General features: G+C 66.9%; 21 protein-coding genes. 6 read left to right on the forward strand and 15 right to left on the reverse strand.

What is annotated here, in order from left to right:
• Positions 1-65: 65 nt before the first annotated feature.
• From purQ to WAL33_RS05680, 5 genes are all read right to left on the reverse strand, one after another.
• Positions 66-728, reverse strand: coding sequence for a phosphoribosylformylglycinamidine synthase subunit PurQ (purQ, locus tag WAL33_RS05660; RefSeq protein WP_422179329.1), 663 nt, complete (start codon positions 726-728; stop codon positions 66-68).
• A gap of 50 nt (positions 729-778) precedes the next feature.
• Positions 779-1,966: an aminotransferase class V-fold PLP-dependent enzyme gene (locus WAL33_RS05665; protein ID WP_422179331.1), complete on the reverse strand. Its 1,188-nt coding sequence runs from the start codon at positions 1,964-1,966 to the stop codon at positions 779-781.
• Positions 1,967-2,313: 347 nt separating this feature from the next.
• Positions 2,314-2,799 (reverse strand): DUF3291 domain-containing protein, encoded by a 486-nt coding sequence (locus tag WAL33_RS05670; protein ID WP_422179332.1) that lies wholly within the window; start codon positions 2,797-2,799, stop codon positions 2,314-2,316.
• 84 nt (positions 2,800-2,883) lie between these two features.
• Complete coding sequence (locus WAL33_RS05675; RefSeq protein ID WP_422179334.1) at positions 2,884-3,060, reverse strand: rubredoxin; 177 nt, start codon at positions 3,058-3,060, stop codon at positions 2,884-2,886.
• Positions 3,061-3,067: 7 nt separating this feature from the next.
• Positions 3,068-4,342 (reverse strand): cytochrome P450, encoded by a 1,275-nt coding sequence (locus tag WAL33_RS05680; protein WP_422179336.1) that lies wholly within the window; start codon positions 4,340-4,342, stop codon positions 3,068-3,070.
• A gap of 86 nt (positions 4,343-4,428) precedes the next feature.
• Here WAL33_RS05680 and WAL33_RS05685 point away from each other — a divergent pair, with 86 nt between their 5' ends.
• Positions 4,429-5,055 carry a TetR/AcrR family transcriptional regulator gene (locus WAL33_RS05685; protein ID WP_422179338.1) on the forward strand — a complete coding sequence of 209 codons (627 nt, stop codon included), beginning with the start codon at positions 4,429-4,431 and terminating at the stop codon, positions 5,053-5,055.
• Between the two features lie 15 nt (positions 5,056-5,070).
• Here WAL33_RS05685 and purS read toward each other — a convergent pair whose 3' ends face one another.
• A complete protein-coding gene (gene purS, locus WAL33_RS05690; protein ID WP_422179340.1) occupies positions 5,071-5,310 on the reverse strand; it encodes a phosphoribosylformylglycinamidine synthase subunit PurS in 240 nt (79 codons plus the stop codon).
• Between the two features lie 154 nt (positions 5,311-5,464).
• Entirely contained in the window at positions 5,465-6,223 is a 759-nt protein-coding gene (gene purC, locus WAL33_RS05695; RefSeq protein ID WP_422179342.1) for a phosphoribosylaminoimidazolesuccinocarboxamide synthase, read from the reverse strand.
• Positions 6,224-6,491: 268 nt separating this feature from the next.
• On the opposite strand from purC, the gene WAL33_RS05700 reads away from it, so the two are divergent.
• A complete protein-coding gene (locus WAL33_RS05700) occupies positions 6,492-6,809 on the forward strand; it encodes a DUF1476 domain-containing protein (RefSeq protein ID WP_422179344.1) in 318 nt (105 codons plus the stop codon).
• A gap of 65 nt (positions 6,810-6,874) precedes the next feature.
• Here WAL33_RS05700 and WAL33_RS05705 read toward each other — a convergent pair whose 3' ends face one another.
• From WAL33_RS05705 to purB, 3 genes are all read right to left on the reverse strand, one after another.
• Entirely contained in the window at positions 6,875-8,890 is a 2,016-nt protein-coding gene (locus tag WAL33_RS05705) for a M13 family metallopeptidase (protein WP_422179346.1), read from the reverse strand.
• A gap of 96 nt (positions 8,891-8,986) precedes the next feature.
• Positions 8,987-9,475: a DNA-deoxyinosine glycosylase gene (locus WAL33_RS05710; protein ID WP_422179348.1), complete on the reverse strand. Its 489-nt coding sequence runs from the start codon at positions 9,473-9,475 to the stop codon at positions 8,987-8,989.
• Between the two features lie 134 nt (positions 9,476-9,609).
• Positions 9,610-10,920 (reverse strand): adenylosuccinate lyase, encoded by a 1,311-nt coding sequence (purB, locus tag WAL33_RS05715; RefSeq protein WP_422179350.1) that lies wholly within the window; start codon positions 10,918-10,920, stop codon positions 9,610-9,612.
• A 664-nt stretch (positions 10,921-11,584) separates the two neighbouring features.
• Between purB and WAL33_RS05720 the strand changes: the two genes are divergently transcribed.
• Positions 11,585-11,830, forward strand: coding sequence for a hypothetical protein (locus WAL33_RS05720; RefSeq protein WP_422179352.1), 246 nt, complete (start codon positions 11,585-11,587; stop codon positions 11,828-11,830).
• A gap of 1 nt (position 11,831) precedes the next feature.
• On the opposite strand, the gene WAL33_RS05725 is transcribed toward WAL33_RS05720, so the two are convergent.
• A complete protein-coding gene (locus WAL33_RS05725) occupies positions 11,832-13,337 on the reverse strand; it encodes a spinster family MFS transporter (RefSeq protein ID WP_422179354.1) in 1,506 nt (501 codons plus the stop codon).
• A 202-nt stretch (positions 13,338-13,539) separates the two neighbouring features.
• On the opposite strand from WAL33_RS05725, the gene WAL33_RS05730 reads away from it, so the two are divergent.
• On the forward strand, positions 13,540-13,719 hold the full coding sequence (locus WAL33_RS05730; RefSeq protein WP_422179356.1) for a hypothetical protein: 180 nt from the start codon (positions 13,540-13,542) through the stop codon (positions 13,717-13,719).
• A 78-nt stretch (positions 13,720-13,797) separates the two neighbouring features.
• The gene (locus WAL33_RS05735; protein WP_422179358.1) at positions 13,798-14,424 is read left to right on the forward strand and encodes a glutathione S-transferase family protein; all 627 of its coding nucleotides are present in this window, start codon (positions 13,798-13,800) and stop codon (positions 14,422-14,424) included.
• Positions 14,425-14,429: 5 nt separating this feature from the next.
• Here WAL33_RS05735 and WAL33_RS05740 read toward each other — a convergent pair whose 3' ends face one another.
• From WAL33_RS05740 to WAL33_RS05750, 3 genes are read right to left on the reverse strand one after another with little or no spacing between them, the layout of a single operon-like run.
• On the reverse strand, positions 14,430-15,083 hold the full coding sequence (locus WAL33_RS05740; protein ID WP_422179360.1) for a glutathione S-transferase family protein: 654 nt from the start codon (positions 15,081-15,083) through the stop codon (positions 14,430-14,432).
• A 45-nt stretch (positions 15,084-15,128) separates the two neighbouring features.
• Positions 15,129-15,602 (reverse strand): SRPBCC family protein, encoded by a 474-nt coding sequence (locus WAL33_RS05745; protein ID WP_422179362.1) that lies wholly within the window; start codon positions 15,600-15,602, stop codon positions 15,129-15,131.
• 26 nt (positions 15,603-15,628) lie between these two features.
• On the reverse strand, positions 15,629-15,970 hold the full coding sequence (locus tag WAL33_RS05750; protein ID WP_422179364.1) for an ArsR/SmtB family transcription factor: 342 nt from the start codon (positions 15,968-15,970) through the stop codon (positions 15,629-15,631).
• Between the two features lie 197 nt (positions 15,971-16,167).
• Between WAL33_RS05750 and WAL33_RS05755 the strand changes: the two genes are divergently transcribed.
• Complete coding sequence (locus tag WAL33_RS05755) at positions 16,168-16,683, forward strand: hypothetical protein (protein ID WP_422179366.1); 516 nt, start codon at positions 16,168-16,170, stop codon at positions 16,681-16,683.
• Here WAL33_RS05755 and WAL33_RS05760 read toward each other — a convergent pair.
• The coding region (locus WAL33_RS05760; RefSeq protein ID WP_422179368.1) for an ATP-binding protein at positions 16,680-18,715 on the reverse strand (2,036 nt) is incomplete at its 5' end. The two genes, WAL33_RS05755 and WAL33_RS05760, sit on opposite strands and share 4 nt — an antisense overlap.

Below are 18,715 nucleotides of genomic sequence, written 5' to 3' on the forward strand. Positions count from 1 at the left end.
TGGTTTTCGAGGGGCGCTATAATATAACAGCGTTCAAGCGCGCCTGAAGCGTGGGCACAAGAAACTTAGGCGCTGGCGAAGATGCTGCGGAACAGGATCGCGCCGTCTTCCGAGCCTAGGTCCGGGTCGAACGAGCGGTCGGGGTGGGGCATCAAGCCCAGCACGTTGCCGCCGGCGTTCATGATGCCGGCGATGTCGCGAGCCGAGCCGTTGGGATTGTCCTGGTAGCGGAACACCACCTGGCCTTCGCCCTCAATGCGGTTCAGCGTCTCTTCGTCGGCGAAGAAGTTGCCCTCGCCGTTGCCGACGGTCATCACCGCCGTGCGCTGCTCGCCGAAGCTGGCGGTGAATCGGGTCTGGCTGTTGACCACGTCCAGGGCCACCGGCTTGCAGATGTACTTCAGCTTCTCGTTGCGCAGCAGGGCGCCGGGCAGCAGGCCCGCCTCGCACAGCACCTGGAAGCCGTTGCAGATGCCCACGACCGCGACGCCGTCGTCGGCGGCCTTGATGACTTCGCGCATCACCGGGCTTTGGGCCGCCATGGCCCCGCAGCGCAGATAGTCGCCATAGGAGAAGCCGCCGGGCAGGACGATCAGGTCCAGGTCGTCCGGCAGGGCCGTCTCCTGGTGCCAGACCATGTCCACGCGAGCTCCGGCGGAGCGCTCGATGGCGACCTTGCAGTCACGATCGCAATTGGAACCGGGGAAGACGACGACGGCGGCTTTCATGGCGCGGGCCTGTAGCACCGTTCGCGGGGGATGTCAGCGGCGCTTCGCCCTTAAACGCTCGCCAGGCCGCGAACTTCCATCAACGCCTGGTCCACCTCGGCCGGCGAGTTCATGATCGAAGGCGTCAGCCGCACGTGTTGGATCGCATAGGGCGCGGCGGAGGCGACGACCCGGCGACGGCGCAACGCCGCCACGGCCGAATCCGCCGACAGGCCCTGGACGTCGAACGAGACGATGCCGGCCGACAGTCGCGGATCGCGGGGCGTGACCAGGCGCACATGCGGCATCAGCGCCAGTCCGGCTTTCAGCTGGTTGGCTAGTTCGGCGGTGCGGGCCGCCACCTGAGCCTTGCCGATCTTCTCGTGGAACTCGATCGCCGCCGGGATCGACCACAGGTGCTCGAAGGCTTTGAAGCCGCCGGGCGACATCAGCGGACCGTCGGTGTCCTCCAGCAGCGGCGCGTTGTTGATCCAGGCGGTCCAGGCGGCGCTGTCGACATAGGTCGGGATGATCGGCCGCAGCCGCTGCCAGCCGCGGGCGTTGGCGGCGATGATCCCGGTGCCGCGCGGGCCGAACAGCCACTTGTGGCAGCCTGCGAAGAAGATGTCGGCGCCCAGGCTGGCCAGGGTGACGTCCTGATTGCCGAACCCATGCACCCCGTCGACGATCAGCAGGACCTGTTCCATCGGCTGACGCGTGGCGTTGACCTGGGCCAAGGCGGCGGCGATGGCCGGCAGGGGAAGCTTCAGCCCTGTGCTGGAGTGCACCCAGGTCAGGGCCAGGGCGCGGGTCCGGGGCGTGATCGCCATCATCAGCCGGCCGACCATCTGCGGCTCCGACACCGTCTCGATGCTGTCGAACAGGTGGATGCGCCGCACGACCGAGCCGTTGCGCAGGGCGGCGCGGCGCAGGCTCTCGTGGGTGATGTAATAGTCCTGGTTGGTGGTGATGATCTCGTCGCCGGGCAACAGCTTCAGCCCGCTATAGATCAGCCCTGCGCCCATGGTGGTGCTGTCGATCAGGGCGACCTGGTTGCTCTCCAAGCCCAGATAACGGCCGGCGGCGGCGCGGCTGTAGCTCTGCAGGCGGCGGTTGTTGTCCTCCAGATAGGTCACGGGCCGCCAGTCCAACTCGCGGCGGAACTGGTCGATCGCCTTGCGCACCGGCAGCGGGTGGGTGGTGATCAGCATGGCGCTCATGTTGATCTGGTCGGGCGCGGTTTCGAACTGGGCCTTCACGGCGGCCCAATCGACCCGCGGCAGCGGAGCGCCGGGCGCGGCGGTCGCGACGCCGGGGTTGGGATACGCGTTCGGGGGCGCAGGCTTGGCATAAGCGCTAGGCGGCGTCGGCTTAGGGTACGACGTCGGCGGTGTCGGCTTGGGGTATGAGGCGAGCGGCGCGGCCTGAGAAGCGACCTGCCGCGCCAGGGCCGGCCCCGCGGCCATCGCCAAGCCGGATCCCAAGAGGAAGTCCCTGCGGCCTACGCTCATCGATACTGTCCCAGTCAGGACCGACAAGGCCCTGTTGAAACAACTCACGGGCGGCCGAAGCGTTCAGACGGGGTCTGTCGCGTCCCCAACCGTGCCTAGGCGCACTCGTCCAGCACCGGCTCCACGTTCGCCTGGTCGGGCGCGGGGAAGGGGACCTTGAAGGTGAAGGCGTCCGGCGTCGGGCCGTTGGCTTCGAGCAGCGCCAGCTTGGACTTGGCCTCCTCGATGGTCGGGCGATGGCCGGCTGGAACCCACCACAGGACCATGTAGAGGTCCATGTGCTCGAACCATTCACGGCGGCGGCGCATGAACTGGATGTGGCCGCTGCGATAGACGAAGGCGCCCAGCGACGGGATGTCGGTCCACACCGACATATTGATCGCCACCAGCGGGTCTTCGAACGGCTGCAGGTCGGCGGCGTTGTTGCCCTCGCCCTTCAGCCGCCAGACGAAGCCGGGCGAGCTCTCGGCCAAGGCGTTGATTGGGTCGAGGTTGTCGAAGAAGTCCTTGATCATCGGATGATCGACCGGCGCGCGCAGGCGACCGATATTGACCTGGGCCAGTTCGTACTTCGCGCTCATGACGTTCCCCATCCTGCGTCCACCGAACATCGTGCGGCCAGGCGGCTAGGGGAAGGGGCGGGCGCGAGAAAAGCTCGGCCGCCGTCAAAGCTCGATCATGTCGAAGTCGGCCTTCGGCGTGCCGCACAGTGGACAGATCCACGACGCGGGAATGTCCGCCCACCGGGTTCCCGGCGCCAGGCCCTCGCCCGGATCGCCCTCGGTTTCGTCATAGATGTAGCCGCAGGTTCGGCACTGCCAGACCTTGAAGGGCGCGGTCATCGTCGCCTCAGTGCATCTTGAAGCGGATCGGCACCGACTTGGGGCCGCAGACGAAGTTGGCGGTCATGCGGGTGGGCTGGCCGTCCAGTTCGACGCTGTCGAGGCGGGCGAACAGCTCTTCCCACAACACCCGCATCTCCATGCGCGCCAGGTGCTGGCCCAGGCAGACATGGGCGCCATAGCCGAAGGCCACGTGCTTGTTGGGCGTGCGGTCGATGCGGAAGCTGAACGGATCGTCGAACACCGCTTCGTCGCGGTTGCCGGAGGGGTAGGACAGCATCATCCAGTCGCCCTTGGCGATCTTGCGGCCGGCCAGTTCGGCGTCGGCGGTGGCGGTGCGCATGAAGTGCTTCACCGGCGTCACCCAGCGGATCGACTCCTCGACCAGGCCGGGGATCAGGCCGGGATCGGCCTTGACGCGGGCGAACTGGTCGGGGTTCTCGGCCAGGGCCCACAGGGCGCCGGCGGTGGTCGAGGAGGTGGTGTCGTGGCCGGCGGTGGCGGCGATGATGTAGTAGCCCATCGCCTCCAGGTGGCCCATCGGCTGGCCGTCGATCTTGCCATTGGCGATGATGCTGGCCAGGTCCTCGCGCGGATTGGCGCGGCGGTCCTCGGTCATGGCGTTGAAATACATCATGAAGTCCATCACCACCGACTGCAGGCTGTCCAGGCCCTCGCTGATGTCGGTGAAGGTCTTGCCCGCCCGGTTGAGGTCCGGATCGGCGTTGCCGAACAGTTCCTGGGTCAGTTTCAGCATCCGCGGCTCGTCGGCCTCGGGCACGCCCAGGACCTCCATGATCACGTGCAGCGGATAGAGGAAGGCCACGTCGCGGGCGAAGTCGCAGCGATCGCCCTGCTCGGCCATGCGGTCGACGAAGCCGCGGGCGATCTCGCGGATCCGCGCCTCCAAGGTCCGCAGGTTCTGCGGCAGCAGCGAGCCCTGGGTCACGCGGCGATAGGCGAAGTGGTCGGGATTATCCATCTGGACCAGGGAGCGCACCAGGTGGGGCGAGCCGCCCATCATCTCGCGCACCTTCTTGTCGGCCTCGATATTGGTGACGATCGTCGCCCGGTCGCCGTTGTGGAACAGCTCGTTCTGGCGCTCGACCTCCAGGATGTCGGCATGACGGGTGACCACCCAGAAGGGGTCGAAGCCCTCGGGCTGGGCCACGTCCAGGGGACTTTCGCGGCGCAGCTGGGCGAAGGCCTGGTCGATCCGGTCGCCGTCGGCATAGGCCTTGGGATCGACGATGGTGTTGGCGATATCCACGGGGATGGTCATGCGCGGGCTCCTAGCTCCTCCGGGAGCGGCTCTGCGGCCGCCTTTGTTATTTGCTAGTTGTTCAACAAATAAGTAGTCTGCGCAAGATGACATCCGCCCTTAAGGTTCCGCCCGTCCGCCGCAGCCAGTCGGACCGCCGCCAGCAGTCGGAGAGCGAGCTGCTGGGCGCGGCCGCCCAACTGATCCTGGAACGCGGCATGGCCGCCGCCACCTTCGAGAACATCGGGGCGAGGGCGGGCTACAGCCGGGGGCTGGCGACCCAGAAGTTCGGGTCCAAGCAGGGGCTGATCGAGGCGCTGATCGCGAGGCTGCGGGCGCGGCTGGAGCATCTGCTGGCCGACCGCGACCTGGAGTCCGCCAGCGGGCTGGAGGCGGTGCTCGGCTTCGTCGACATCTATCTGCGCAACCTGCAGCAGGATGGCGAGACGCGGGCCTATTTCGTGCTGATGGCCGGGGCGGTGGCCGAGGTGTCGGACCTGCGCGCGCCGTTCGCGGCGGCGCACAAGGACGTCGAAGTGCGGCTGGAGGCCCTGTTCCTGCGCGGTCAGGCCGACGGATCGGTCCGTCCGGGCCTCGATGCGGATGCGGCCGCCCTGATGGTGGGGGCGCTGCTGCTGGGGCTGAGCACCCAGATGCTGGTGGATCCCGGACTCGACCTGGAGCCGATCCGGGAAACCAGCCTGGCGACCCTGCGCGTGAGCTTCGGCGCCTGAGGCGTCGGAACGACCTTAGCCGAGGCTGACCGTGTAGCTTTCGATCACCGCGTTGGCGAGCAGCTTGTCGCACATGGCCTTGACCTCGGTCTCGGCCTTGGCGGGCTCGGTCTCGGCCAGGTCGAACTCGATCGTGCGGCCCATCCGCACGCCCGAAACGCCGGCCCATCCCAGGCCGTGCAGGGCGGCTTCGACGGCCTTGCCCTGGACGTCCAGGACGCCGGGCTTAAGGAACACTTGAACCTTGGCTTTCAACTTCTTCTCCTCACCCGTGTAACGGGGGAGGGGGACCGCGAAGCGGTGGAGGGGGCGTCCCCATCCACGGCGATCGGGCGGTGCGCCCCCTCCGTCACGATGCGTATTCGCATCGCGCCTCCTCCCCCGTTGCACGGGGGAGGAGATCCCAACCTTAGTGCACGCCGCCTTGGATGACGGTGGGCATTTCCTTCATGATGCCGAGGCGGCGGGCCACCTCGGTGTAGCTTTCGATGACATTGCCCATGTCCCGACGGAACCGGTCCTTGTCCATTTTCTCGTTGGTGGTCGAGTCCCACAGACGGCAGCTGTCGGGGCTGATCTCGTCGGCCAGGATCACGCGGCTGAAGTCGCCTTCGTAGACGCGGCCGAACTCGATCTTGAAGTCCACCAGGGTGATGCCGACGGCGCTGAACAGGCCGCTCATATAGTCGTTCACCCGCAGGGCCATGGCCATCATGTCGTCGATCTCCTGGGTGGCGGCCCAGTTGAACGCGGTGATGTGCTCCTCGGAGACCATCGGGTCGCCCAGCTTGTCGTCCTTGTAGTAGAATTCGATGATCGAGCGCGGCAGCGGGGTGCCTTCGGCCAGGCCCAGGCGCGTGGCGATCGAACCGGCGGCGACATTGCGCACCACCACTTCGAGCGGGATGATCTCGACTTCCTTGATAAGCTGCTCGCGAAGGCTGAGGCGGCGGATGAAGTGGTTCTGGACGCCGATCGCGTTCAGGCGAGTCATCATGTACTCGCTGATCCGATTGTTGATCACGCCCTTGCCTTCAAGCACGGCCTTCTTTTGAGCGTTGAAGGCGGTGGCGTCGTCCTTGAAGTACTGGATGAGGGTGCCCGGCTCGGGGCCCTCGTACAGAATCTTGGCCTTGCCTTCGTAAATCTTCTTGCGGCGGGTGGTCATGGCTCTCGTCGAGGCCCTTCTGGTTGCGGGCGCCTCTTGTCCAGAGAAACGAAAAGCGCGCGCGGCGGATAGCTGCGCGCGGCGTTCGACTCAAGGCCGCTCACGAAAAATGTCGGCTCGAAACTAGCTGAACGCGGCGCCTGGCGCAAACAGCCCTGGTCTCATCGGCGGGATTGTGAGCGGATCATGGACAATGTGACGTTAGCTTACGATTGCCGGGCGGCTCGCCACGGGATATGCAGCCGGCTCAAAGACTATTGGGGCTTTCATGACCACCTTCGACGAACGCGAACAGGGTTTCGAACGCAAGTTCGCGCTGGAGCAGGAACAGGAATTCAAGGCGACCGCCCGCCGCAATCGCCTGCTGGGCGAATGGGCGGCCTCGCTGATGGGCCTGGCGACGATCGATGACTACGCCCGCGCCGTGGTGAAGTCCGATTTCGAGCAGCCCGGCGACGAGGACGTGCTGCGCAAGGTCGCCGGCGACCTGAAGAGCTCGGGCGTCAATGTCGGCGAGGGCGAGGTCCGTCGGAAGATGGACGAACTTCTGGCCCTGGCCCGCGGCCAGATCGCCGCCGGCGAATAAGGCTTTCGGCCTTTCAATGCAGAAAGGGCCGCCCCTCGGGGCGGCCCTTTTGCTTTGTGATTACGCTACCAGATCCGCGAGCGGTCTTCCGGCTTCAGATAATAGGTGTCGCCGGGCTTGACCCCGAAGGCGTCGTACCAGGCGTCGATGTTGCGGGTGGGGCCGATGGCGCGGAAGGCCGGGGGCGAGTGCGGGTCCGAGGCGATCTGCGACTTCAACGTGTCGTCACGCACCTTGCTGCGCCAGGCCTGGCCGAAAGCCAGGAATAGGCGCTGGTCGCCGGTCAGGCCGTCGATCACCGGCGCCAGCTTGCCGCCCAGCGACGCATGGTAGGCGTCCAGCGCCACCTGCAGGCCGGCTAGGTCGGCGATGTTCTCGCCCATGGTCAGCTTGCCCTTGATGAACATGCCCGGCGCGCCTTCGTAGCTGTCGTACTGCTTGCCCAGAACCTCGGCCTGGGCGTCGAAGCGCTTGCCGTCCTCGGCGGTCCACCAGTCGCGCAGGGCGCCCGTCTCGTCGTACTTGCGGCCCTGGTCGTCGAAGCCGTGGCTGATCTCGTGGCCGATCACCGCACCGATGGCGCCGTAATTGACCGCCGGGTCGGCCGCCGGATCAAACATGGGGGCCTGAAGGATCGCGGCCGGGAAGACGATCTGGTTCTGCGAGGTGTCGTTGTAGGCGTTCACCGTCTGCGGGGTCATCTGCCATTTGCCGTGGTCGACGACCTTGCCCAGGTCGCTGCGCTCGTAGGCCCATTCGAAAGCGCGGCTGCGCGAGACGTTGCCGTACAGGTCGTCGGCGTCGATCTTCAGCCCGGCATAGTCGCGCCACTTGTCGGGATAGCCCACCATTACCTGCATGCGCTTGAGCTTGCTGTGGGCCGCCGCCCTGGTCGACGCGCTCATCCACGGCGCGTCGTCGATGCGCTTGGCCATGGCGACCTTCAGGTTGTCGATCATCTCGACCATCTGGGCCTTGGAGCTGGGCGGGAAATAGGTCTCGACATAGGTCCGCCCGACCAGTTCGCCCAGGCTGCCGTCGACCAGTTGCACGCCGCGCTTCCAGCGGGGGCGGAGCACCATCTGGCCGGTTAGCACCTTGATGTACTCGAAGCGGCTGTCGACGAACCGCTTGGACAGGTAGGGCGAGGCGTCCTCGATCACCTGGGAAGCCTGCCATGCCTTCAGAGTCTCCAGCGGGGTCTCGTCGTAGATCTTGGCGATATCGCGGATGGCAGTGTTCTCGTTCAGCACCACCTTGTTCAGGCCCGGCGCTCCGGCCCCCGCAAGGTAATCGTTCCAGGGGAACGACGGCGCATAGGCCGCCAGCTGGGCCGGGGTTACGGGATTGTAGGTCTTCTCCGCGTCGCGTCGGTCGGCGGCGGGCCAGCTGACCTTGGCGATACGAGTCTCCAGGGCCATGACGTCGGCGGCCGCCTTGGCCGGATCGGCATAGCCGGCTGCGGCGAGGTTGCGTTGCACGAATGCCGCATAGGCCTCGCGCTGGGGCTTGAATTCGTCGGTCAGGTAGTAGTCGCGCTCGGGCAGGCCCAAGCCGGCCTGGTAGACGTAGAGGGTATTGGCCTCGGTGCTCTTGACGTCCGGGGCCACGTCCAACTGGAACAGGTCGGCGCCGAAGCCGCCATGCGAGGCGCCCATCAGCCGCGCGAACGCGACCTTGTCTTTCACAGCCGCTAACTTGGCCAGATCGGCCTTCAGCGGCTTGTCGTCGACCTCCTCGACCTTGGCCTCGTCGGAGAAGCTCTTGTAGAGCCCGCCCAACTGGGTCGAGGCCGGGGCCTTCTCGATTACCGCCCGAAGCTGGTCCTGAGAGCGGTTATAAATGTCGTTGCCCGCGCCCGCGCCGCCCTGGTCCGGCGGGATTTGGGTGCGGGCGAACCAGGCGCCGTTGACGTACTTGTCGAAGTTGTCGCCCGGCTTGGTGCTGGTGTCGCGGGCGGTCAGATCGACGCCCCAGGCGCCGTACATCGGCTTTCTAGGCTGGGGCTTGCCGGGTTCGGTCGCGAAGGCGGCGGAAGACAAGGCGACCGCCGAGACGACGGTCAGCAGTAACGTGCGCATACGGAAAAGATCTCCCCTCGGATGAGGGGATGCTGCCCTAGTTACAGGGCTGGTGCAGATGAATAACCTGTAATGCGAGCGGACGCCGCGAGATCCTCAGGCAAGCCAGTCGCTGATGGCCCGCCAGGTGTCGGCCTTTTGCTCGAACGAGCGCGCCGCGTGGGCCGGGCTGGAGGAGGGCAGGGCCAGGGTGGCGACACGGTCGCCGATCAGTCGGCCGCCCAGCTTGGCCGCCGTCCCGCCGTTGAAGGCGACCGCGCGCAGGTTCGGCAGGGTCTCGATCAGGGTGACCAGGTCGTTGGCGGCGGGATCACGGATGGCGGCGTCCAGGCTGCCGGGGCGTTCGGCCTCGCCGATCACATCCCAAAGACCGACGCGGTGCGAGAGCAGGGCGGCCAGGCGGTCGTCATAAGCCAGCGGGACGAGGGGCGTGTCCAGCACGCCTTCCATCAGCCGCCAGAAGGCGTTGCGCGGATTGCCGTAGTACTGGGCGAGCGCCAGCGAGGCCTCGCCCGGCAGGCTGCCCAGGATCAGGACGCGTGTGTTTGCGTCGACGACCGCCGGGAAGCCTGATTTACGGGTCATGGGAGACGTTTCCTGGGCCGGAAACCTCGTCCTTCGACAAGCTCAGGATGAGGTTTCCTACTGGACCGGCGCGAAAAGCAGCCCTCATCCTGAGCTTGGCGAAGGACGAGGGCGGCTTCATCGGCGACGAACCCCTAGGCTTGCTCGCCGAACACCCGCTTGAAGATCACGTCGACGTTCTTGGTGTGATAGCCGTAGTCGAACAGCTCCTCGAGCTCGGCGTCGCTCAGGGCCTTGGAGACCACCGGGTCGGCCTTCAGGAAGTCGATGAACCGGCCTTCGCCGCGCCACACCTTCATCGAATTGCCCTGCACGGCGGCATAGGCGTCCTCGCGCGACACGCCCTTCTGGGTCAAGGCCAGCATCACCCGCTGCGAGAACACCAGGCCCCCCAGCTTGTCCAGGTTCTTGGCCATGTTGTCGGGATAGATGTTGAAGCGCTCGATCACCCCCGCCAGGCGGCGCAGGGCGAAGTCGAGGTGGATGGTGGCGTCCGGACCGATGCCGCGCTCGACCGACGAATGGCTGATGTCGCGCTCGTGCCAGAGGGCGACGTTCTCCAGGGCCGGGGTCACGGCCGAGCGGACCAGCCGGGCCAGGCCGGTCAGGTTCTCGGTCAGGATCGGGTTGCGCTTGTGCGGCATGGCCGAGCTGCCCTTCTGCCCGACCTCGAACGGCTCCTCGGCCTCCAGCACCTCGGTGCGCTGCAGGTGGCGGATCTCGGTGGCCAGGCGCTCGACCGACGAGGCGACCACGCCCAGGGCGCAGAAAAAGGCCGCGTGGCGGTCGCGCGGGATCACCTGGGTCGAGACCGGCTCGACGACCAGGCCCATCTTGTCGGCCACGTGCTGTTCGACGCGCGGATCGACATTGGCGAAGGTGCCCACGGCGCCGCTGATCGCGCAGGTGGCGATCTCGAACTTGGCCATCGCCAGGCGCTCCTTGGCGCGCTGGAACTCGGCGTAGTAGCCGGCCAGCTTCAGGCCGAAGGTGATCGGTTCGGCGTGGATGCCGTGGCTGCGGCCGACGCAGACGGTCATCTTGTGTTCCAGGGCCCGGCGCTTCAGGGCCGCCAGGATCAGGTCGACGTCTTCCAGCAGCAGGTCGGTGGCTCTGCTCAGCTGCACGGCGAAGCAGGTGTCCAGCACGTCCGAACTGGTCATGCCCTGGTGCAGGAAGCGGGCCTCGGGACCGACGATCTCGGCCACGTGGGTCAGGAAGGCGATGACGTCATGCTTGGTGACGCGCTCGATCTCGTCGATGCGGTCGCTGTCCCAGATCGCGTCGCGGCCCTTTTCCCAGATCGTTTCGGCCGCCAGCTTGGGGATGACCCCCAGCTCGGCCATGGCGTCGGCGGCGTGGGCCTCGATCTCGAACCAGATCTTGTACTTGGTCTGGCTGGACCAGATGGCGGCGGCTTCGGGGCGGGAATAGCGGGTGATCATGAGGCGGGCGTTTGGTCCCGTCCGCCGGGTGAGTCAAGGGAAGGGGATTATTACTTGGGTTCTCGCGCCCTCTCCCTGAAGCCAGAGGGTGATTTGCGGGGATGGACAGACCTCGATCCCCGCTAGCGGCCTGAGAAACCCCAGTCCTTCCAACGTCCCGCAAAATAATGAGCGTCACCGGTCCTCTGAGCTCAAAGCCGTTGCACAATCATACCCGTCCCCATCGCGGGGGAGGGCTCTTGGTACCGGCCCAAGCAGGCGATGGGGATGGAACCGAGCGGGGCCGCCTGGGCCTGGCGATCGGATCGCGGCGGGCGGCGGGGCTCAGAAGGCTCCACGGTCCGGCGGGGGCGATGGCGGGACGGGCGGGTCGACGGGGCTGGGAGTTCAAACCGGCCTGTTCCAGGATCAGTCGGAGTCGCCGACGGCCCCTTCCGGGCGACCTGATCCTGCCCGCCCGAGGGGAAACGTCGACCGGGATGAAACAAGCCCTCAATCGCCGTCCCTCGAGACCAACGGTTCCGCGGAGCGGACTGGTCACGCCGAAACGCAAACACACACTCACGGTCTCCGGGCTTGGCCCGGCCGCTCCGCGCCTCCCCACCCACTCGCCGCGAAAGCCCGAGGTCGGACAGCCGTGTCCGCCTCCCAGGAGGAGAACCGCATGCCCAAGTCCAAGCCGCCCCGCCGCCGCAAGATCCGCCGAGCCAACGATCTCCGCGTGCTGATGATCGAGGGGGTCCAGGCTGCCCTGGCCCTGAACGACGCGACTCTGGCCAAGATCGACGACTTGCTCAGCCGGACTCCCAAGGGGCCGAACAGGACCGCCCTGCTGACCTTGCGCGCGGAGATGAAGTCGCATCGGCCTGGCCTTCTTGAAAGCCGGGCCGACGCCATGCGCACTGACTAGCTCAGGCCTGCGCCACCGCCCGCTCCCGCATGTGCTTGACCATGCCGATCGCCGCCAGGGCGTAGTGCAGGGCGGCCCAGGCGTAGAAGCACAGCGAGACGATGATGCCCTGCTGGGTGGCCCGGGCCATGGCGCCGTGGCAGGCCTTGGCGAGGTCCGCGGGCGAGCCCTTCGGTGCCAGGCCGCCGGGGCACTGGGCGTTGAAGCTGGCCGCGCCGGGGTCGGTGAACGAGCCGCCCAGGGCCTGGAAGATCGTGGAGGCTTCGGGGTGATTGAAGTGGAACCGCGCCAGGTGGTCGATCAGCCAGCCGGTGAACACGGGTCCGCCGCCCAGGGCGATCAGGTTGAGGAAGAAGAACAGCAGGGCCGTCGCCGTGGCCCGGCGGCGCGGCTCGACCGAGTTCTGCACGACGCCGAAGGTCGGGGCCAGGTAGGTGTAGTGGAAGATGCCGGGGACCAGCAGGATCAGGGCGGTGGTCTGCCAGTTGGTCTGCAGGTAGGCGGCGATGTAGATCGGGGTGCAGATCAGCAGGCCGAGGGCCGGCACCAGGGCGTACCACTTGGCGCTGCGCTTGCCCGACCAGTCGGTCAGGAAGCCGCCCACCAGCGTGCCGACCCCGGCCGAGAAACCGCCGATCAGCCCGACGATCAGACCGACCTGGGCCAGGCCCAGGCCGTAGGTGCGGACGAAATAGGGCGGCACGAACGCGCCCGAACCGTACGAGCCGAACGAGGCGATGGTCACGCCCAGCATCATGTGCAGCACCGGCCACTTGCCGAACAGCACCTTCATCACAGCGCCGATCTCGCGGAACTCGGCGGCCAGGGAGAACGGCGGCTTGGCGGGTTCGACGACCAGATCCTCGGCCTCGAGCGGGCGTTCCTTGATCTCCGAATGGCCGCGCGGCGGTTCCTTGACGATCAGCTTGACCAGCACGGCCAGCAGGATGCCGGGCAGGCCGACGATCACGAAGGCCACGCGCCAGCTGAACTCCTGGGCCAGCCAGCCGCCGGCCACGGCGCCGAACATCGTGCCCAGCGGGATGCCGAACGAATAGATCGACAGGGCCGAGGCGCGCTTCTTGGGCTCGTAATAGTCGCTGATCAGCGAGTGCGACGGCGGCGAGCAGCCGGCCTCGCCGACCCCCACGCCGAAGCGGTAGAGGGCCAGCTGGGCGAAGCTGGAGGCGCTGCCGCACAGGGCGGTGAAGCCCGACCAGACGACCAGGGAGATCGAGATGATCGTCACCCGGTTCCAGCGTTCCGCCATCCGGGCGATCGGAATGCCCAGCAGGGTGTAGAGCAGAGCGAAATACAGGCCGCCCAGCAGGCCCAACTGGGTGTCGGTCAGCTTGAGGTCGACCTTGATGGCCTGGCCGATGGTGGCGATGATCGTGCGGTCGATGAAGTTGAAGGTGTAGGTGGCGAGCAGAAGCCCAAGCACCGTGGCCTTGTAGCCATTCGAGTACAGCGGCTGCGCGCCGCCAGGCGTTTTCGCCTGCGCCATCCTGGGCCTCTCCCTTCAAACATTTGTTCTAATTGTTGGGCCGACTGTAGACGCAAGGGAAGCGGCAAGGCCAGAGGGGAAATCGCGGCCTTTTCCCGACCCTTTGATGAACGGCCGACAACGAAGGCGCCCATGCCCGTTCAGACGCGAAGGCCTTCAATGCGTCCATGGCCGCGACAGACGGCTTTGCAGGAGGTCCGCCATGCACGCCTTGCCAAATCCAAGTCCCGATCCGACCGCCCGATCCGCGGAGATCGTTCCGTTCGAGGAGCTGAACCGAGCCCGCACGCGGCGCGCCCTGAGCCGCGACACCGGCCCGCCCGGCGAGCCGCATCCCTGGGCCTATGTCTTTCCCAGACCGATGCTCGGCGAAAACGACTAGGTTCGCGCCGCCGGCGTTGTCGCGCGCCGACGCTCAGGCTAAGCCCAGGCGTTCGTCCGCTCGCGAAAGAGGCTCGCCATGGAAATCATCGTCGGCACCAAGTCCTGGTCCAGTTGGTCGCTGCGGCCCTGGCTGGCGCTGAAGCGCACCGGCGAGGCGTTCAAGGAGACCGTGGTGGAGCTGCGCCAGGTCGGAACCTCCGAGGCCGAGCTCGCCAAGCATTCGCCCAGCCATCTGGTGCCGGCGCTCAAGGACGGCGATCTGGTGATCTGGGACTCCCTGGCGATCTGCGAATATCTGGCCGAGAAATTCCCGGCCGCCAGGCTCTGGCCCCAGGACGCGGCCGTGCGGGCCCTGGGACGTTCGGCGGCGGCCGAGATGCATTCGGGCTTCTCGTCGCTGCGTGGCGAATGCCCGATGGCGCTGGAGGAGGCGCCGCGCGTCGTGGCCGTCTCAGAGGCCACCCAGAAGGACGTGCGCAAGATCGTCGAGCGCTGGAGCCAGCTGCTCAAGCGCTCTGGCGGGCCCTTCCTGCTGGGCGAGTGGTCGATCGCCGACGCCTTCTACACCCCGGTCGCCACCCGCTTCCGCACCTATGGCATCCATCTGTCGGACTATGGCGACACCGGCCCGGCCGGGGCCTATTGCGAACGCCTGCTGCAGACGCCGGAATTCCTGGCCTGGGAAGCCGACGCCTTGACCTAGGCGCTCTACTCGGTCGGGAACATCGCGAAATAGGGCTCGGCCTCCCGCAGCACCCGCGCGAACGACGGGCGGGCCAGCAGGCGGTCGAGATAGGCCGAGACAACGGGGTAGGTCTCGCCCAGCGGGGCCACCTTGTCGGCATAGAACAAGGCCGGGGCCGCGGCGCAGTCGGCCAGAGTGAAATCCTCGCCCGCCGCCCAGGTCCGGCCCGCCAGTTCCGTCTCGAGCAGGCCATAGGCCGTGGCCAGCTGCGAACGGGCTTGGGCGACGCCATAGGGGTCCTTGGCGACATCGACGGGACGGATCCGGTCGGCCACGATCGCCTGCATCGGCGTCATGACATAGAGGTCGAACAGGCGGTCCATCAACCGCACGCGCAGGGCGGCCTCCGGATCGTCCGGGATGAACCGCACCGGGCCGGGATAGGTTGCCTGCAGGTGTTCGATGATGATCGACGTTTCCGGGATCGTGCGGTTCCGCGCCTCATCGCGCAGCAGCGGCATCTTGGCCGTCGGCCACAGGGCCTTGAACGCCGCGGCGGCTTCGAGATCGCCGAAGTCGATCACCTGGGCTTCGAACGGCGTGTCGTTCTCATAGAGGGCGATCAGCGCCTTCCAGCAATACGAGGACAACGGATGCATGTGCAGGGTCAGGGACATGGACTCTCCATGGATCGGGTGGGGCAAATCTTGGCGCGGCGTTCGCTAGGCTTCCGCGCCCTGGCGTTCGAGTTCTTCCGCCAGCCTCTCGTACAGCTCGCGGCAGCCTTGCTCGCGCTGGGCCGGGAAGTCGAACCCGTCGAGGAACGCGCCCTGTTCGGTATAGGTCAGCCGCGTCTTCTTGCCTTCGGGCTTGATCTCGATCGTGGCGATCGACACCGAGATGCGGTTGCCATCGATGTCCATGGCGTAGGCCATGATCAGCCGCTGATCCGGGACGATGTCCCAGTAGGTGGTCTCGTTGAGGATGATCATCTTGCCGTCGGGGCTGAAGCGTCCGCGCTCCTGGCCGCCGACCCGGAAGTCGTAAGTGTAGTCGGCCACGGGCCAACCTTCGGACTTCACGAACCAGCGGTCGCGGGCCTCCGAATCGGAGAACGCCCTGAACACCCGGGCGGGCGAGGCGTCATAGACCCGGTTGATGACGAAGGTGGCGTGGATCACGGAACGTTCGATCATGATGCTTATCCTCTTGAATTTGAAAGTCAGTCTTCCTCGTCGCCGGCCGTGGCGCGCAAATACTCCCCCAGGCGGTCGAGCTTGTGTTCCATGAGCACGCGGCGGTCGTTGATCCAGGTCTCGGCGGCGCTGAGCGCGTCGGGCTCCAGACGGCAGGTCCGCACCCGTCCGATCTTCTCCGAGCGGATCAGGCCGCTGCCCTCCAGGAGCTGCAGGTGCTGCATCACCGAGGGCAGCGACATGGCCAAGGGCTGGGCCAGTTCGCTGACCGAGGCCGGGCCGGCGCAGAGCCGCTCGACGATGATGCGCCGGCTGGGGTCGGCCAGCGCCTGGAACATCAGGTCGAGCGAGGGTGGTTGGTTAGTCATGTGCCTAAGTATCTGCGGCATGCGTCGCACGTCAACAAATACTTTGTTAATTGCCTAAGTGTTGTCGCGCCCACGAAAACGCCCCGGACACAAGGCCCGAGGCGTTCGACGCGAGCCTCGTTTTCCGATCGGGTGACGGGTCGGCTTTACGGGCGACGAACGAGCGGCTTTCATCTCGGCCGTACGGGAGGGACGCAATGGCGACGCCAAGCGCGGCGGAGGCCTTGGCTGACGACTTCGCCGATCCGCTGGTCAGCCGGATTGTCGCGTTCCTGCGCCAGATCCAGATCCCGGTCGAGGTCGCCACGCTGGAGGGCGAGACCTTCCTGCCGGGCGTCGTGGTGGCGGGTGGAGGGCTGCGGGTCGATCCGTCCCGCTTGGCCTGGCCGGGTGACCTGTTGCACGAGGCCGGTCACATCGCCGTCGGCGATCCCGCGCGCCGGGACGAGGCGGTGTCCAACGATCCCGCCGAGGAGATGGCGGCCCTGGCCTGGTCGTTCGCGGCGGCGGTCCATCTGGGTCTGGATCCTTCGGTGCCGTTCCACGAGGGCGGCTATCGCGGCGGTGGCAAAGCGTTGGCGGACACTTTCAGCCAAGGCGGCTATGTCGGCGTGCCGATGCTTGCCTTGTGGGGCCTGACCCATGAGCCCCGCCGCGCCAAGGCCGCCGGGGGGCTTGGCTATCCGCACATGCAGGCCTGGCGGCGAACCTAGGCCGCCGCGAAGTCGCGCAGGGCGGTGAAGCCGCCCTGGTTGATCGGCAGGATGAAGCTGACGGTGGTGCCTTCGCCTGGCGTGCTGGCCATCTCCAGCGCGCCGTCGTGCATTTCGACCAGCGACTTGGTCAGGGCCAGGCCCAGGCCTGTGCCCTGGGTCGTCTTGGCCTGTTGGCTTTCGACCTGCTCGAACGGCCTGGCCAGTCGGGCCAGATCCTCGGGGGCGATGCCGATCCCCGTGTCGACGACCGAGACCCGGACGCGCTCGCCCAGCGGGTCGCGCCGCAGTTCGGCCTGCACCGTGATGCGGCCGGCGCGTGGCGTGAACTTGATGGCGTTGGACAGCAGGTTCAGCAGCACCTGCTTGACCGCGCGATAGTCGGCCTCGACCTCGGGCAGTGTGGGGAAGTCGATCTCCAGCTTCAGACCGGCGGCCTCGGCGCGGTTACGCACCAACCGCACGGCGTCTTCGGCGACGTCCTGGAGGTTCAGCGGTTCGAACTTCAGGTTCATCTTGCCGGCCTCGATCTTCGACATGTCGAGGATGTCGTTGATCAGGGCCAGCAGGTGCTGGCCGCTATTGTGGATGTCCAGGCTGTAGCCCTTGTAGCGCTGGTCGCCGAGCGGGCCGAACATCTCGTTCATCATGATCTCGGAGAAGCCGTTGATGGCGTTCAGCGGCGTGCGCAGCTCGTGGGACATGTTGGCCAGGAACTCGCTCTTGGCCTGGTTGGCGCCCTCGGCCTTGACCTTCTCCATCTCGTACTTGCGCGCCAGCTCGGCCAGTTGGTCCTGCGAACGCTCCAGGCCGGCGACGGCGTACTGCAGCTGCTCTTCGTTGAGGCGACGGGCCTCGTCCTGGTTCTTGATGGCGGTGATGTCGGCGGCGGTCATCACCAGGCCGCCCTCGGCGGTGCGGCGCTCGCTGATCTGGATCCAGCGGCCGTCGTTCAACTCGGCCTCGCGCACGCCCTTGGCGCCGTCCGGAGCGGGCTGGTCGTGCTTGATGGCCATGGCCGCGTAGTGGTTGACTTCGTTGCGCGGCGCGCCGGGCTTGAGCAGCTTGGGCTCGAGGTTGAAGACGTCACGGTAGTTGCGGTTGCACATCAGCAGCCGGCCCTGGCGGTCCCAGAGCACGAAGGCCTCGGACACGCTCTCAATGGCGTCGCGCAGACGGTTCTCGGCGGCCTGGGCGCGGGCCTGGGCCAGGCGCTCCTCGGTGACGTCCAGCGCCACGCCGATGATCCGCGAATAGCCGTCCTCGCCGGACTTGCCGAAGCCTTGGCCGCGGGCGTCGATCCAGATGGCGCGACCGCCGTCGCGCGACGGCACGCGGAACGACACGTCGAAGGCCCCATAGGTCGCGGCGTTGGCCAGGGCCTGACGAACCTTGTCGCGATGATCGACCGAGACGCGATCCAGCAGTTCCTGTCCCGGCACCACGCCGCCGCCGCCCCAGCCGAACATCGCGCCCGTGACGTCGGACATGAACACTTGATCGACGCCCAGCTCCCACTCCCAGATGCCGCAGCGGGCGGCCTCGACGGCGAGGCGGAAACGCTGCTCGCTATCGACGAATTCCTTTTGGGCGGTCTCCACCCGGCGGCTCTGCAGCACCAGCATCAGGGCCAGGGCGATGCCGACGGCCAGCGGGGCCAGCAGCGAGAAGGCGCCTTCCATGACCTGGCGATCGATATTGGCGACCGTCTGCGGTCGGGCCGCGGCCGCGGCCAGCAGGTCGCCCTGGGCCAGAGGCTGGATCGCGACATCGAGCGCCCGGCCATCGACCGACCGGCCGCGCAGGGCCGCCGCGCCGTCGCCAAAATCTTCGGTGGTCAGCGAGAAGGCTTCACGCAGGTTGGTCGCGCCTTGGATCGGCCGGCCGGCCGCCGCGAGAATCTGGCCGTCGGCCAGCATCAAGGCGCTGGCCGCACCCTTGGCGGGCTCGGCGATCAGGCGGGACGGATCGCTGGAGGCGACGACGAAACCGCGCCCCTCGCCCAAGGGCGTGGCCATGGCGACATAGAGGC

The organism is Caulobacter sp., assembly GCF_049283275.1.
Taxonomy (GTDB): domain Bacteria; phylum Pseudomonadota; class Alphaproteobacteria; order Caulobacterales; family Caulobacteraceae; genus Caulobacter.

Excerpts from the sequence above, each read along its gene's own strand:
- purQ (WP_422179329.1), bottom strand. The coding sequence starts at position 728 with ATGAAAGCCGCCGTCGTCGTCTTCCCCGGTTCCAATTGCGATCGTGAC.
- WAL33_RS05670 (WP_422179332.1), bottom strand. The coding sequence starts at position 2,799 with ATGAGCGCGAAGTACGAACTGGCCCAGGTCAATATCGGTCGCCTGCGC.
- WAL33_RS05675 (WP_422179334.1), bottom strand. The coding sequence starts at position 3,060 with ATGACCGCGCCCTTCAAGGTCTGGCAGTGCCGAACCTGCGGCTACATC.
- WAL33_RS05680 (WP_422179336.1), bottom strand. The coding sequence starts at position 4,342 with ATGACCATCCCCGTGGATATCGCCAACACCATCGTCGATCCCAAGGCC.
- WAL33_RS05685 (WP_422179338.1), top strand. The coding sequence starts at position 4,429 with ATGACATCCGCCCTTAAGGTTCCGCCCGTCCGCCGCAGCCAGTCGGAC.
- purC (WP_422179342.1), bottom strand. The coding sequence starts at position 6,223 with ATGACCACCCGCCGCAAGAAGATTTACGAAGGCAAGGCCAAGATTCTG.
- WAL33_RS05700 (WP_422179344.1), top strand. The coding sequence starts at position 6,492 with ATGACCACCTTCGACGAACGCGAACAGGGTTTCGAACGCAAGTTCGCG.
- WAL33_RS05705 (WP_422179346.1), bottom strand. The coding sequence starts at position 8,890 with ATGCGCACGTTACTGCTGACCGTCGTCTCGGCGGTCGCCTTGTCTTCC.
- WAL33_RS05710 (WP_422179348.1), bottom strand. The coding sequence starts at position 9,475 with ATGACCCGTAAATCAGGCTTCCCGGCGGTCGTCGACGCAAACACACGC.
- purB (WP_422179350.1), bottom strand. The coding sequence starts at position 10,920 with ATGATCACCCGCTATTCCCGCCCCGAAGCCGCCGCCATCTGGTCCAGC.
- WAL33_RS05720 (WP_422179352.1), top strand. The coding sequence starts at position 11,585 with ATGCCCAAGTCCAAGCCGCCCCGCCGCCGCAAGATCCGCCGAGCCAAC.
- WAL33_RS05725 (WP_422179354.1), bottom strand. The coding sequence starts at position 13,337 with ATGGCGCAGGCGAAAACGCCTGGCGGCGCGCAGCCGCTGTACTCGAAT.
- WAL33_RS05730 (WP_422179356.1), top strand. The coding sequence starts at position 13,540 with ATGCACGCCTTGCCAAATCCAAGTCCCGATCCGACCGCCCGATCCGCG.
- WAL33_RS05735 (WP_422179358.1), top strand. The coding sequence starts at position 13,798 with ATGGAAATCATCGTCGGCACCAAGTCCTGGTCCAGTTGGTCGCTGCGG.
- WAL33_RS05740 (WP_422179360.1), bottom strand. The coding sequence starts at position 15,083 with ATGTCCCTGACCCTGCACATGCATCCGTTGTCCTCGTATTGCTGGAAG.
- WAL33_RS05745 (WP_422179362.1), bottom strand. The coding sequence starts at position 15,602 with ATGATCGAACGTTCCGTGATCCACGCCACCTTCGTCATCAACCGGGTC.
- WAL33_RS05750 (WP_422179364.1), bottom strand. The coding sequence starts at position 15,970 with ATGACTAACCAACCACCCTCGCTCGACCTGATGTTCCAGGCGCTGGCC.
- WAL33_RS05755 (WP_422179366.1), top strand. The coding sequence starts at position 16,168 with ATGGCGACGCCAAGCGCGGCGGAGGCCTTGGCTGACGACTTCGCCGAT.